The sequence below is a fragment of the Sphingobacterium sp. R2 genome (genome assembly GCF_040760075.1).
In the GTDB taxonomy this organism is placed as follows: domain Bacteria; phylum Bacteroidota; class Bacteroidia; order Sphingobacteriales; family Sphingobacteriaceae; genus Sphingobacterium.
The window spans coordinates 2,133,018-2,148,765 of the sequence record NZ_CP142884.1; the positions used below are offsets into that span (position 1 = coordinate 2,133,018).

At 41.3% G+C, this 15,748-nt stretch carries 8 protein-coding genes; 4 read left to right on the forward strand and 4 right to left on the reverse strand.

Translation table 11 applies throughout. The annotated features are described in order from the left end of the window. Positions 1-8: 8 nt before the first annotated feature. A complete protein-coding gene (locus tag VXM68_RS08930) occupies positions 9-1,151 on the reverse strand; it encodes a glycosyltransferase (protein WP_367211049.1) in 1,143 nt (380 codons plus the stop codon). Between the two features lie 276 nt (positions 1,152-1,427). Here VXM68_RS08930 and tgt point away from each other — a divergent pair, with 276 nt between their 5' ends. From tgt to VXM68_RS08945, 3 genes are all read left to right on the forward strand, one after another. After that, positions 1,428-2,558, forward strand: a complete 1,131-nt coding sequence (gene tgt, locus VXM68_RS08935) for a tRNA guanosine(34) transglycosylase Tgt (protein WP_367211050.1) — start codon at positions 1,428-1,430, stop codon at positions 2,556-2,558. Positions 2,559-2,586: 28 nt separating this feature from the next. Further along, positions 2,587-3,663, forward strand: a complete 1,077-nt coding sequence (locus VXM68_RS08940; RefSeq protein ID WP_293956519.1) for an LptF/LptG family permease — start codon at positions 2,587-2,589, stop codon at positions 3,661-3,663. 96 nt (positions 3,664-3,759) lie between these two features. After that, positions 3,760-4,671: an EamA family transporter gene (locus VXM68_RS08945; RefSeq protein ID WP_293956378.1), complete on the forward strand. Its 912-nt coding sequence runs from the start codon at positions 3,760-3,762 to the stop codon at positions 4,669-4,671. A gap of 138 nt (positions 4,672-4,809) precedes the next feature. Here VXM68_RS08945 and VXM68_RS08950 read toward each other — a convergent pair whose 3' ends face one another. After that, entirely contained in the window at positions 4,810-7,851 is a 3,042-nt protein-coding gene (locus VXM68_RS08950) for a VIT domain-containing protein (protein WP_367211051.1), read from the reverse strand. Positions 7,852-8,190: 339 nt separating this feature from the next. Between VXM68_RS08950 and VXM68_RS08955 the strand changes: the two genes are divergently transcribed. Further along, entirely contained in the window at positions 8,191-9,483 is a 1,293-nt protein-coding gene (locus VXM68_RS08955) for an esterase-like activity of phytase family protein (protein ID WP_367211052.1), read from the forward strand. Positions 9,484-9,634: 151 nt separating this feature from the next. Here the strand turns inward: VXM68_RS08955 and VXM68_RS08960 are convergent, their stop codons facing one another. After that, the gene (locus VXM68_RS08960; protein ID WP_293956382.1) at positions 9,635-11,095 is read right to left on the reverse strand and encodes a glutamate synthase subunit beta; all 1,461 of its coding nucleotides are present in this window, start codon (positions 11,093-11,095) and stop codon (positions 9,635-9,637) included. A 17-nt stretch (positions 11,096-11,112) separates the two neighbouring features. Beyond that, positions 11,113-15,627 (reverse strand): glutamate synthase large subunit, encoded by a 4,515-nt coding sequence (gltB, locus tag VXM68_RS08965; protein ID WP_294345374.1) that lies wholly within the window; start codon positions 15,625-15,627, stop codon positions 11,113-11,115. Positions 15,628-15,748: the final 121 nt, after the last annotated feature.

Below are 15,748 nucleotides of genomic sequence, written 5' to 3' on the forward strand. Positions count from 1 at the left end.
AATGTGAACTATTTCCAGCTTATTTTTTTCTTTTTTCTGCTGAACATACCATTGATGCAAATATAGAAATAGTAGATGAAGTCTACCAAAGGCAACCACCAAATCAGTTCCTTTACTGCTAGTTTTTTATAGATGTTGTTAAATATTATCCATTGTGCAATAAGCCGAAGGAGGTAGGCACTCAAAGGCACATACCAGTACATTGGGAAAGCAACTGTGGTCGCAATGACTGCTATGTAAAACAGGAATGCGGATAGCAGCTGGGTTCCCAGCATGCGTTGATGACGTTTTTTATAAATAGTAGATGCACCTGAATGCCTTGCTTTTTGTTTGTAGTAGCTTTTCCAAGTCGTTTTGGGTTCGGAATAGACAATGGATCCTGCCGACAGTACGATGTTGACATTGACCGGATTTGCATTTTGGTTGACAAAGAGATCATCATCGCCCGATTTAATATGCATGTGGGCTGCAAACCCTTTGTTTCGAAAGAAGAGATCTTTTTTGTAAGCCATATTCCGACCGACCCCCATATAAGCATTCCCCTTCAGGGCATAGGAGAAATAACTCATGGCCGTATGACTGGTTTCAAATCGAATCAATAGATTTAATACCCCTTTTTTCTTAAAATATGGGGAATAGCCGAGCACAATTTCTGTTTCAGGTCTGAAAGCAGCTGCGACTTCTTTAAGCCATTGATTGGATTGTGGTGCACAGTCTGCATCGGTAAACACCAGTATCTCGTGTTTTGAAGCCTTGATACCCATACTTACGGCGAACTTCTTGCCATGTTTTAGGCGGATATGTTCTTTGATATCGACAATTTTTAAATTGGGATATTTTGCTTCGAATTCATGTAATATCCAAGGTGTATTGTCTGTCGAAAAATCATTGACAACGATTACTTCAAAATTAGGATAATCTTGATGCATTATCTCCGGGAGGAATTGGGCGATATTATCCTGTTCATTGTGTGCACAAATAATTACGGATAGCGGTGGGAATTCCGTTCCTTCTTGTATTGGTTTAATTTGATAACGGCTCAATTTACTATATACAAATAAGATGTAGTATAATTGTATACATAGAAAAAGGCCCAATACTCCGAAAGCAATATAGGGGAGATTGGCCAAAAATACGTGAAGGTCAAGCATAGCTCACAAAGATAAGTGCTTTCCACAACTTTTTTACAGCTGAAAAATGATAATTTATTTTTGAAACATCCTGTTTGCAAATCTTTTTATAGTATTTTTGCAACGTATTCTAGGGATGAATCCGGGCTTGGGCAGCAATACAGAAAGTTACGAAGCTTTTTTAATCTGCAAGTTGTTGGAAATAAGGGTGTATGGTTTTTAGTCCAACAGTCAATAATGCCATGTTCATGGTCGATCATCCTTTAAAATAGAAATAGTCTCAGAGGAAAAATATTAATGAAATTTACGCTACAAGCACAAGATAAGCTGTCTAAAGCACGTGCAGGTGTTGTCGAAACTGCACACGGTCCCATTCAAACACCTATTTTTATGCCTGTTGGTACGGCAGGTACAGTGAAAGCAATTCATCAACATGAATTGAAGAATGATATTGAAGCGCAGATTATTTTGGGTAATACCTATCATTTGTATTTAAGACCAGGATTGAATGTATTGAATAAAGCGGGTGGATTGCACAAGTTTAACGGTTGGGATGGTCCTATTTTGACCGATTCGGGTGGTTATCAGGTATATTCATTGACGGAAGTACGTAAGATTAAAGAAGAGGGGGTTACCTTTCGTTCTCATATTGATGGATCAAAGCATCTCTTTACACCAGAAAATGTCATGGATACGCAACGTATTATCGGTGCCGATATTATTATGGCATTTGATGAGTGTACACCTTATCCATGTGATTATAATTATGCACGTCGTTCTTTGGATATGACACATCGCTGGCTAAAACGTTGTGTAGATCGTTTTGATAGTACGGATCCGCTTTATGGCTATGATCAAACTTTATTTCCAATTGTTCAAGGTTCTGTTTATAAAGATTTAAGGATGAAATCTGCAGAGACTATTGCCTCATTTAATCGTGATGGGAATGCGATTGGCGGATTGTCGGTAGGGGAGCCTGCGGAAGAAATGTACGCGATGACCGAGGTTGTCTGCGATATCTTGCCGCATGACAAGCCACGTTATCTTATGGGGGTGGGCACGCCCGTGAATATTCTTGAAAATATTGCCTTAGGGGTGGATATGTTCGATTGTGTCATGCCAACCCGCAACGCTAGAAATGGTATGCTATTCACACAAAATGGGATTATCAATATCAAAAATGAGAAGTGGAAAGATGATTTTTCGCCAATAGAAGTGGAAAGCGATTTGCATGCAGATCAATTTTATTCAAAAGCTTATCTTCGACATTTGATTAAATCGCAAGAAATTCTTGGAGCACAAATTGCATCTTTGCATAATTTACATTTTTACCTTTGGTTGGTTAATCAGGCTAGGGAGCGAATCATTGATGGAACTTTCTACGATTGGAAAAACAAAATGGTAAAAATATTGGATCAACGTTTATAAGAGTAACTCGTTCAAGTTAAAGGAAATGCTGTCGTTAATCGATCGTTACATTATTAAAAAGTATCTAAGTACTTTTTTATTCACTATGGCCATATTTACTGTTGTCATGGTGGTTTTCGACGTGTCCGAACGATTGGATGATTTTTTAAAGTATCATGCTCCTCTAGATAAGATTATTTTTGAATATTATGCTGGGTTCATTCCTTTTTATCTGAACTTCCTTTGCCCATTGATCAATTTTATTGCGGTAATTTTCTTTACGTCCAAGATGGCGGACCAAACTGAGATTGTCCCAATTCTAAGCGCAGGGTATAGCTTTAACCGTTTGCTTCGTCCTTACATGATCGCTGCAACCCTGATATTTGCCATTTCTTTGGTATTCAACATTTTTATTATTCCGAATACGAATAAAATGAAGGTTGATTTTGAAAATATCTATGTAAAGCCACCCAAGGATAATTCGAGGGTTTCTACTCACATGCAATTGGACAAAAACAGCTATGTGTATATAGACAATTTTGATAATACAACCAAAACAGGATACGGCTTTGTACTTGAAATTTTTAAAGGGGATACCCTCAAGGAGAAAATGATGGCTGACCGTATTACCTGGGACTCGGTGGCAACAAAATGGAAGATCGAAGGGTATACCAATCGTATTATCAATGGACTACATGAACGCATGGATAAAGGTACTGTTAAAGACACAACCTTGGATATGAAACCTTCGGATTTTGAGGTACGTGACAATATGTTTACCGCCATGGATACACACGAATTAAATATTCGGATCCGTAAAGAGGAAATCCGTGGTACAGGGGTGATGAACGATTTATTGCTTGAGAAATACAAGCGTTATGTGTATCCATTTTCCGCTTTTGTACTGACTTTGATGGGTGTGGCACTGTCCTCCAAGAAAGTGCGTGGGGGTATAGGATTGAGTCTGGGTATCGGTATCGCGTTAAGTTTTACGTATATCGTCTTTATACAGTTTGCAACTATGTTTTCTTTGAAAGGGGGACTGCCACCGTTGATAGCCGTATTGATTCCAAATGTTACTTTCTTTTTGGTAGCAATATATTTGGCGATTAAAGCGCCGAAATAATTTTTGTTCAGTTTTCAATAACTTCAATGAGCTTGCCTTTTAAAGGGGAATAGTAGGTATTGCTCATCATTTCTATACACATGTATTCTAGAGAATATGACTAAATTTCAATTAAATCGGAATATTCTAATTCTGCATTTAACCATACTTATTTGGGGATTTACCGGGATTTTGGGGAGTCTGATCTCCGTATCTGCCCTTCATTTAGTGTGGTATCGTGTTGCAATCGCGTCTATCGCGCTGTTGATCTATTTTTTGGTAACCAAACAGTCGATAGTAGTTTCGCGGAAACAGTTTCTCCAATTTTTTATGGTTGGAGCGGTTGTCGGGTTGCATTGGGTACTATTTTTCTATTCGATTAAAGTTTCTACAGTTTCAGTGACGTTAGTAACACTTTCCTCGGTGACATTGTTTACGGCAATATTGGAACCTATTATAAATAAAAAGCGCATTGCGCTGTTGGACATTGTTGTTGGTTTGGTCATCATTATCGGTATTTATACCATCTTCTCTTTTGAGACACATTACCTTATTGGTCTTTTGGCCGGGCTTGGCTGTGCATTTTGTGCAAGTATATTTTCTATTGCCAATGCACGGATGGTTAAGAAATCTAGTCCTACACTGATTACGTTTTATGAGATGATGGGGGCATGCTTTTGGATCAGCATATTGATGCTATTTACAGGAGATTTTAATGCCGAAATGCGATTGGGACAACAAGATCTAATCTATCTTTTATTGTTAGGGGTGGTTTGTACTGCTGTTGCTTATGTGATGGGTGTTGCCGTCATGAAAGAGCTGTCAGCCTTTACTGTTGCGCTGACAACAAACCTGGAGCCCGTTTATGGTATTCTCTTGGCGATGTTGATCTTTGGACAGAAGGAGACCATGAGCGGCGGCTTTTATCTTGGAGCCTGTATTGTCTTGGGGGCGGTATTCACTTACCCTTATGTAAAGACCAAATTGGAAAATAGACAAAAAGATTTGGTTATCCGTAAATTGCATTAGTTGAATCAGGTGCTATCCAATCTTTTTTAGACAGCACCCGACTTATTTGATTTATACGTGTTACTCTACAGCATCGTTTCGGAGATTCAATTTTCAACAGGCTTATTTGACTTTTGATCATCTGCTGTCGCTGTTGATCTATTGAAATGAAAACTCGCCAATCCCTACACTGCGTTCTTTATTGCGGTCCAGATAGATCGTAACAATTTTTCGTTCCTGCTTTCCACTGCTATAGTAAGTATAGATTTCAGCCATGACGGCTGCTGGACCTGCTAGGGTCAGGGAACCATCGTTAAAGAAATCAACTTCAATTTTGTATTTTCCCTTCAATGCTTTTTTCAATAAAAATTGTTCAGGACCGTAGCCGCCAGTAAAGTCATTGCTGAGTCTTCCTCCAATGGCTGTGGCAGGATTACTATAAAAGCATTTTTCTTGATTTGGATCCGTTACCCAAAGGTCGATATCCGTGTTTTGTGAATTCCAGTTGATGACAACTCGAATGTCAACCGGTAGGTCTGCAATCAATTTTTTGTCCAATCTTAGGGTAGAGCCTGCCGATTTGTTTGCCTTAATGAGATTATTGATTTCCATAACCAATGTTTCTTCAATACCGTCATCGCGGTCGGCAGCTTCCGGGGAGTAGCTCTGGGTTAAAATCCCATATAATTGTTCTAATGCTTCCTTGAACATACCTTTGTCCTGTAAGACAAGGGCATAATCGCGGTGACTTTGTGGATCCATAGGACGCCATTTTAATACCTTAGCTGTAATGAATAGTGCATTGTCGTAATCTCCCCATTCACGTAACTTATAGGAGATGGTTTTGTACAGATCTATATTTTCAATTTGTAAGTCTGCGAGTGCACTTAAGATGAGTAAGGCTTTGTCTCGATCTCCTCTTTTGAAAAAGAAGTTTGCAACATCAAAATAGAAAGTTGGTGTTCCCATGTACTGATTCCGAAGTTGAAGATAGCTTTTGTAGGGATCTTTGGATTGAATAAGGTCCTGCAAATAGGCTTGGTCTTCTTTGATTTCGGGGATGCTGATTTTTCCGCGTATGTTAGCGATGGTGTTGGCAGTTTGTATGCCAGCTACACGTCCTTCTAAGGATTGAACAACAACTGTTTCCTGAAGAGCGTCATCAGATAAGGTCGCCATTGCCAGTTCGCTGGTTGCTGCATGGGCAGTGCTTGAATTGCCGCCAACCGACAATCTTTTTTCACTGGCGGCATCTGATGATCTGAATTCTTCGGCTCGTGCTGTCGCGACGGGGCTGGCTGAAGGGCGCGACGGAATAGGTATAATAGGATCCGCTGGGTTGGCGATTTCTTCAGCAACGGCAAGTTCGGGAATTGGAATCAATCTATTACGCTGTGGGTATTTCTTTTTTTGCTGAAAATCGGTTTTCCACCAGGAGCGCAGTTGTTCTGCACTATTTTCGGCCTTATCTAAGAGATTCGCTACACGCTCTTCACGTTCGATTGCATGTTCTTTTTGGAGTGCATTAAATTGCGGGAGTAATTCTTCTGGAGGTGTTATTGCGTAACGTATGTAATCTTCTACGGTTTCCAGTACAATTAGGCTCGTATTTCGCGTCACGATTCCGAATTGTTTACCCAAGGTTTCTATTTCCTCACGATTGTTGTCGTATTGAAGATCCAATGCTTCGATTTTCTTCTGCGCCCAGATCTGTTGTAGGTCAATTTCGCCATGATCTGGTTGCAGTGCTATGCTAATTTCTTTTGGAGCATGCTGTCCATCCCCTACAAGTAGCGTGAGCTGCTTCAATCCCGGACGTTTCCCTAAGCCAGCGATAGAAAAATTAGCTTGTATTGCGGTGCCTTTTTGAGGATAAACCTCCTCAAAATCATGCTGTTCTTTTATCCCCAGGTAAATAAGGTCTATCGTATTTAGATTATTGTACGCTTGATTTACTGAAGTATTGGTTAAATTGATCATCTTTCCAATATGTTTCTGGGCGATTTGTTTTAGGACACCATAGTCTGATCCATTGGATGAAGTGATGCAATAGACTGGATTTTCAAGGCTAATTTCACTTTGACCAAATGTGGAAAGGCCATCGCTAAATAGCAGGTAATCGCTGGCCTGTATTACACCTGCCTTTATTTGGCTATAATCTGTACCGCCATCGTAATCAATTCCTTTGAGGTAGTTTTTGAGATCATTCCAATTACCTTGACTTACCTGAAAGGTATGCCCTTTTACAAATTGAATATCCAATAAGCCAAGATCAACAGTCATATTGGGGTTTTCTTTAAAGAAGAGATCTAATAGCGCGAGTTCCTTTTCAATATCTCTGTTTTTACTACTGAGCGAACGGTCCCATATAATTCCAATGCTGTGCCCCCATTTTTTTTGAGCAGGTTTTACGGAGTTGACGCTTGCATTGGCAAGAAAATAAAAGGTATTGTCATTATTTGCCTGAAATAGACCTGATGTTTCCCTGTTGTCTGTTGGCAGTTGAATGACTAAATTTCGCTGGGATCTAAACTGTTGTTGATGTAAAGAAGCTGTGTAATTGTTATTGTGTTGAGAGAATGCTAGAGAACCATCTGGTTTCTCTGTGAAATCTGGCTTATGTGTATCCTGAAAGACATGAATATCCAAGACGAAATTTTCAATGGGGGACGTATAGTTTAAGGGTAGATGGTAGTAACGAGCATGATCGGATTCCGTAATTAGATTTTCGGAATAACTGATCTGAATAGTCCGTTTACCATTCGCTGGCAAAGGATAAATGCGGGTACGGAAATTATTTCCTTCGACTTTTTCCAATAGTCCTGGATCGACCCTACGTGTTTCTATACTTTCAAATACTTCGGTACCTTTATTTTTATCGACTGGAACTGCCTGGCGTAATTTCCCATTAATATCTAAGGCATAACCGCTTACGGAGACGCCTTCCGGCATGGGGAATGTCAGTTCGCCCTCGAGATCGCGATTGGTCTTATTTTCGAAGATCATTGTCATTGTCGTTTTGGCTATATTTCCAAAGATGACGACATCTACTTTGAGGTCTGCCAACATCACCTTGTTTTGCTGGCCATTGTCGTTTATAATTTCTAAACGGGGTATTTCGCGTGTAGTTCTGATCTGAGATTTCGTATTCACATTGGAAAATACCAAAATTATGAAAAGGGCAATTATGATCTTTTTCATCTTTCTATGTTTAGTAAATGAGGTCCGTGAATACATCGATGGTTCGCGGCACAATTAGCTTTTATTTTTCTAGTGATGCAGGAAAATTCAAAATTCCATAACCGCGGGTATTTAATTTTTATAGGATGATTTTTGCGATAGGTGCAGTTTATTTAAACTTATGTTAATGATTGGCTAATATCTGGCCATTATGTTTGCAGCAGTATTCGGACAGCCGGCCAAGCATAGATCGTTTAGATTAACCGTACTGTTTTATCAGGCATGCAAGGTGAGAGGAATAAAATTTGGTTATTCGAATAAACCTGAACAGCAGTAAGCATTATTTAAAAATTTGAACAGATGAAAAAAATATACAGTGTACTGGGGATGGCCCTATTGTGTGCTTCATGTAGTAAAGATGATGTGTCGCAGATTATTGACCCGATTGTGGAATTGACCTATCCCCAAAAGGCAATAGCAACAGATCCAAAAGTATTAAGTGATATTAATGGTGTAAAAGTGTATAATGGAGGCTATGGGTCATCGATGGTTCAAGATCCTACTGATAAATCCATATTTTATCTTTTAACTGATCGGGGACCGAATATTGATGGAACTGAAAGTGATAGCAAAGTATTTGCTACTCCAGCATTTGCACCACAGATTGGTAAATTTAGGTTAAAGGAAAATACGCTAACATTGGAGTCTGTTATCGAATTAAAAAATAAAGATGGCTTGAAATTGAATGGTCTGCCAAATCCTGAAGGAAAGGGTGGTTCTGGGGAAAAAGCATTGGGGGTTGATGGTAAAGATCTAGGGAAAAGTGAGAATGGAATCGATTCCGAGGGACTAGCAAGGGCTGCGGATGGTTCTTGGTGGGTCAGTGACGAATATGGACCACATATTGTTCACTTTGACGTTTCGGGAAAAGAAATCGAACGGATTAATCCGTGGTCTACGGGTAAAAAGTTGCCTTTGGTATTTGCCAAACGTCGTCCTAATCGCGGAATGGAAGGTTTGACAATTACCCCAGATGGAAAGACTCTAGTCGGTATCATGCAATTTCCACTGTATAATCCATCGAAAGATGCGATTAAAAACTCGTTGGCAATCCGTATTGTTACGCTGGATATTGCGAGCGGCGCCACGAAACAATATGTCTATATGATGGAGCGTAGCGATTTGCAGGCTGTGAGTGAAATCGCTGCCGTGAGCAATTCAACATTTATTGTCTTGGAACGCGATGGGGAATACGCGACAGAAGCAACTCGTTCTACTGTATTTAAGCGAATTTATAAAATAGATCTTTCTGGCGCAACAGATATCTCGGATGCGAATAATACCGTAAATGGGAAATTATTTGACGGTAAAACTGTCGAGGAACTCAAAGACGCGGCTACATTGGCTAAATATAATATTAAACCAGTCAATAAAACGTTGGTTGCCGATTTAATGACTGACATCAAGGAATTGTATCCGCATGATAAAGCAGAAGGCTTGGCTGTTATTCATCCATCTCTGATTGCGGTATGTAATGATGATGATTTTGGGGTAACTGGAAAAGGTTTCTATGAGTCGAAAATATTGCCTTACATAAAGACTGTAGATAAAAACAGCATTTATTTTGTTAAACTTAAGGACCCACTGAAATAGGGACTAATGCCTGATTATAAAAAGGTCCGTTAAATTCTCAACGGACCTTTTTATAATTTTATACTTTCCACGCTTTTGCTCTTATCGCTAATGATTATACGATGGCTTAGTATACCACTTGTATGAACTTTTTGGCGAGCGCGGCCTACTTTTAAGCATTTATTGTGGTCAGGAAGTCTTTGCTTTCAAGCTCTGAATAACCCATTAGGTATTCATCGACTTTTCGAGCACATTCGCGTCCTTCGGAGATGGCCCAAACAACCAAGGATTGTCCCTTACGGCAGTCTCCGGCAGTAAAGATATTATCAATTGTCGTTTGGTAGTCTTTGTCATTTGCAAGGATATTTCCTTTTTCATCGACACGTACACCTAACTGCTCTAAGAGCGTATGTTCAGTATGTTGATAACCTATAGCCAGTAATACGAGATCTGCCGGGATTTCACGGATTTCGGATTCGCCTAAGCGGGTTCTTCGTCCGAATTCATCCACTTCGTATTGAACCTCTTTGATTTTTACTGCTTTGATATGTCCATTTTCATCTTGAACGAATTCTTGGGTTTCTGTAGCCCAAAGTCTTTCACAGCCTTCTTCCTGCGAAGAGGATGTACCAAATGTAAGCTTATCCATTGGCCAGGGATTACTCTTTAGCCTTTCTTTAGATGGCGTTGGTTTACGGGCAATCTGTGTGATACTTTTTGCACGGTGCCGGTTGGATGTACCTATACAGTCTGATCCAGTATCACCGTCGCCGATGACAATAACATGTTTGTCTGTTGCCAGGATGCGGTCTTGTTCGATCGTTATTCCGCTCACTTCTTTATTTTGTTGGGTCAAAAAGTCCATTGCAAAATGGATACCTTTGGCATCATGTCCCGGTAATTGCATATGCCAGGGTACAGTTGATCCTGTTGCCAATACAATAGCGTCATAAGCTTTTAGTTCGTAAATACTTGTATCTTTGCCAACTTCTGTATTCACCTTGAATTCGATTCCAGATTCTTTCATGAGGTGGATACGACGATCAATCACTGATTTTTCTAATTTAAAATCTGGAATACCGTAGCGTAGTAATCCTCCGACCTGATCATCACGTTCGAAGACGACAACATCGTGTCCTGCTTTGTTAAGCTGTGCTGCAGCGGCAAGTCCTGCAGGACCAGAGCCGATCACAGCAACGCGTTTGCCTGTTTTTAAATAACTTTTGTGCGCTTTGACATAGCCTTTTTTGAAAGCGATCTCAATAATATGTTTCTCAATCTCTTCAATAGTGATCGGAGTACTATGTATACCCAGTACACAAGCCGACTCACACGGTGCCGGACATATTCTGCCTGTAAATTCGGGGAAGTTATTGGTGGAGGATAAAATCTGATAGGCCTCTTCCCATTTTCCATCGTATACAGCATCATTAAATTCAGGGATAACATTGCCCAATGGACAGCCTGAATGGCAGAATGGAATACCGCAATCCATACAGCGCGCGGCCTGCTTATTAAGTTCATTCTCAGAATAACCTTTGTTAAATTCCTTGAAGTGCTGTACGCGTGCTTCGACAGCTTCTTTTGGTGGAAGCACGCGCTCAAATTCTTTAAAACCTGTAATTTTTCCCATGATTTGTGCTTCCTATATTATGCTTCAACCAATTTTTGACGAATGACATTTTTGTACTCTCTTGGGAATACCTTAATGAATTTATTTTTTTCTCTCGACCAGTTTTGTAGAATGAAATCTGCTCTGCGACTATTGGTCAGCAAGATATGACGTTTTAACAAGGCAATGATTGCGGTTTCGTCTTCACTTTCCAATGGATCTAAGTCAACCATTTCCTGATTACAATTATCGCGGAAATCTTCGTTAATGTCGTAGATCCATGCGATACCGCCGCTCATTCCGGCAGCAAAGTTACGACCTGTTGCGCCCAAGATTAGCGCACGGCCCCCAGTCATGTACTCACAGCCATGGTCACCAACACCCTCAACTACCGCTGTTGCACCTGAGTTACGTACAGCAAAGCGTTCGCCGGCCTGTCCGTTGACGAATAGATGACCTGAGGTTGCACCAAATAGTGCTACGTTACCGATAATGATATTATCTTCCGGTACAAGAGCACTTTCTGCAACGGGATAGATGGCTAGCTGAGCTCCTGATAGCCCTTTTCCAACATAATCATTGGCTTCACCTTGTAACTCAAATGAAAGTCCTTTGGTCGAAAATGCGCCGAAGCTCTGTCCGGCCGAACCTTCAAATTTGAAATTGATGGTATTATCAGGTAGGCCTTCAGAACCATAGAGTTTTGATATTTCATTAGACAGCATTGTTCCGATGGTACGGTCTGTATTTTTTACTTTAAAGGTGCCAAATACAGGTGTTTTGGTATCAAGAGCCAATTTAGACTGTTTCAATAAGCCCCAATCCAAGATCATGGCCATACCGTGATCCTGCTCCTCGGTATTGTATAATGATTGCCCAGGCTCGTTTCGCTCTACGTGCAATATATCGGTAAAGTCAATTTTCTTTGCTTTCCAATGATCTATATTTTCACGTTTTTTTAGGAATTGAGCTCGTCCAACCATTTCGTTGATGGTGCGAAAGCCTAGATACGCCATTGTTTCGCGCACTTCTTCTGCCAAGAAAGTGAATAAGTTGACAATATCTTCTGGTTTTCCGGAGAATAATTTACGCAGTTCTGGATCTTGAGTTGCAACACCTACAGGGCAGGTATTCAGGTGGCATTTACGCATCATGATACAGCCGCCGGCAACTAGGGCAGCAGTGGACACACCCCACTCTTCGGCTCCTAATAGTGTAGCAATGATGATGTCACGACCTGTTTTTACCTGACCATCAGCTTGAAGCACGACACGGCTGCGCAATTTGTTTTTCACCAGTGTCTGATGGGCTTCTGCAAGGCCTAATTCCCAAGGAAGACCGGCATGTTTGATTGAACTGATTGGGGATGCGCCTGTACCGCCGTCAAAACCTGCAATGAGGATGACATCGGCGTGAGCTTTTGCAACTCCGGCAGCAATGGTACCAACACCTGCTTTAGAGACCAATTTTACGTTGATTCTTGCTTGACGATTGGCATTTTTTAGGTCAAAGATCAGCTGGGCTAAATCTTCGATGGAGTAAATATCGTGATGGGGTGGTGGTGAAATCAGACCGACACCCGGTGTAGAGTGTCTGGTTTTTGCTATCCAGGCATCAACTTTAGGCCCTGGTAATTGTCCCCCTTCACCTGGTTTGGCTCCTTGCGCCATCTTAATCTGTAACTCATCTGCTTGTGTCAGGTAATTGGACGTGACACCAAAACGAGCCGAGGCAACCTGTTTAATTGCTGAACGCATGGAATCTCCATTTGGGAGTGGTTTATAACGAAGTTCATCCTCTCCACCTTCGCCGGTATTGGATTTTGCTCCGATGCGGTTCATGGCGATGGCAAGGGTACTATGCGCTTCGTGGGAAATTGACCCAAAGGACATCGCTCCGGTTGCGAAACGTTTTAGAATTTCACTAGCAGGTTCTACTTGCTCCAATGGAATAGAATTGCGATGTTTTGCAAAGTCCAACAATCCACGAAGGGTAAACATATGTTCTTTTTGCTCGTTGATTTTCTGCGCGTATTTTTTATAGGTTGCGTAGTCTCCAGTGCGACAGGCCTGTTGCAAGAGGTGAATCGTGTCAGGATTCCAAAGGTGGCCTTCACCGCGGCGTTTCCATTGGTAAATACCGCCTTCTGGCAATAGATTTTGCGGGGTACGGCTTTTTTCAAATCCACGCCAGTGTTTTGAGAGGGCTTCTTTGGCAAGATCATCTAATGTCATGCCGCCGATACGTGAGACTGCTCCGCAGAAAAATTTATCAACAACGGATTTGTCGATGCCGAGTACCTCGAAGATCTGTGCTCCGTGGTAGGATTGCAATGTGGAGATCCCCATTTTGGAGAAAATTTTCAACAAACCATTGTTGACGGCCTTGACGTAGTTTTTGGATAATTCTGGCCAAGTAAGCTCTGTATCTAAGGTGTTTTGTTCCTTCATGGTACGGATGCTTGCCAGTGCCATATAAGGATTAATCGCTGTGGCACCGAATGCCAATAGGCAGGCAAAATGGTGTACTTCCCAAGCATCACCGGCTTCGACCACTAGACCTACTGCGCCGCGATTTCCGGTTTTGATCAAATGGTGGTGCACAGCTGATACAGCAAGTAAGGAAGGGATCGCAGCATGTTTGGAGTCGATTGCGCGATCCGAAAGGATTAAGACTTCAAAACCATCACGTACAGCATCATCAGCATAGCGACACAGGCGCTCTAAACCTGCTTCTAATGCCCCAGGTTTGCCATCCGAGCGGAAGTAAGATTGAATGGTTTTTGCCTGGAATAAACCTGTATCGATGGAACGCAATTTCTCCAGTTCTTTGGAGGTCAAAATCGGATGTGGCAAAGTCACACAGTGACAGAATTTCTTGTCTTCGATCAGGATATTGCCTGCGTTACCGATGAATGTTGCTAAACTCATGACCAAGCGTTCGCGAATTGGATCGATTGGTGGATTGGTTACTTGAGCAAAGAATTGCTTAAAGTAACTTGAGATATGCTGTGGTTGATCGGAAAGAATGGCTAGCGGAACATCGGAACCCATTGAGCCTGTTGGTTCATATCCTGTTAGCGCCATTGGCGTCAGGATAGTTTCCAGGTCTTCTCGGGAGAAACCAAATGTCTTTTGATATTTGAAAACGGAATCTTTGGAAAGGTAGGTATAGGTTACACGGGGTTCTTCCAATTCTTCCAGCTTGATTTTGTAATTATCCAACCAATCGCTGTAGGGTTGTTGATTGATCAATTGATCTTTTACTTCTTTATCGGTAAGGATACGGCCCTGTTCCATGTCGACAAGAAAAATCTTGCCTGCTTGTTGTCTGCCTTTTTTGATGATGGTAGATTCTTCGATTGGAAGTGCACCTGCTTCAGAAGCAACCACGACACGGTCGTCTGAGGTTACGGCATAACGAAGTGGACGTAAGCCGTTGCGGTCTAATGTAGCGCCAATGTGTTTACCATCGGTAAAACAAAGTGCTGCAGGACCATCCCAAGGTTCCATTAATGTGGCGTGATATTCGTAGAAAGCACGTTTTAACGGATCCATTTGTGTGTTGCCATCCCAAGCTTCAGGAACTAACATTAACATGACATGGGTTAAACTACGGCCGCTATGTAAAAGCAATTCGGCAACATTATCGAGACATGCAGAGTCTGATTGACCACGGTCTACAACAGGAAGCAGGATTTCCATTTCCTCTTCTGTAAAGTAAGGCGATGATAATGCACGCATGCCTGCATAAAACCAATTGAGGTTACCTGTCAGGGTGTTGATCTCGCCATTGTGTGCCAACATACGGAAAGGCTGTGCGAGTGACCATGAAGGGAATGTATTGGTTGAAAAACGCGAGTGAACTAAGCCAAAAGCAGATACTACACGAGGATCGCGTAAATCGAGATAATAGGTTCCGACTTGGTATGTTGTTAATTGACCTTTGTAAATAATTGTTTTGCAAGAAAGGGATGCAAAGTAAAGTGGGAGAGGGTATTCTTGTTGTTGTTTAACTTTTTGGATGATCAGGCGACGTAATACAAAAAGCTTGCGTTCAAATTCTTCAGTGTTTGAAACGCCGTCCGGTCTGCTGACAAAAAATTGGACAATCTCGGGTTCCGCACTGAGCGCTGTTGGTCCAATACCTTCACGATTGACAGGTACTGGACGGTAACCAAGGAATTTCATACCCCTCTCTACTGCCGCCTCTTCAATTAAATCCCGACATATTTTGTTCATGTCTTCTTCTTTAGGAAGAAAAACCATACCTGTGCCATAATAACCTGGCTCCTCCAATTGTATACCCAAGCTGATACATTCTTCCCATAAAAATTCATGCGGAAGTTGGATCATGATACCTGCTCCGTCACCACTTTCTGGGTCACAGCCACAAGCACCGCGGTGTTCCATGTTTTCCAACATGGTCAATGCATCCTTTACTTGTGCGTGTGATTTATTCCCTTTGATATGGGCGACAAAGCCTACCCCACAGGCGTCATGCTCAAAATTAGGGTCGTAGAGGCCCTCCGTTTTCGGTCTTTGTTGAATCATCTTTCCTTTTCAAATATTATACATTGCTAATATAGGAATAAAAAACGTAAATATTGTAAATATTCTAATGAAAATCTGTTTAATTTGATTTTATCATTTCTTTTGAAGTGTTTTGTTGCTG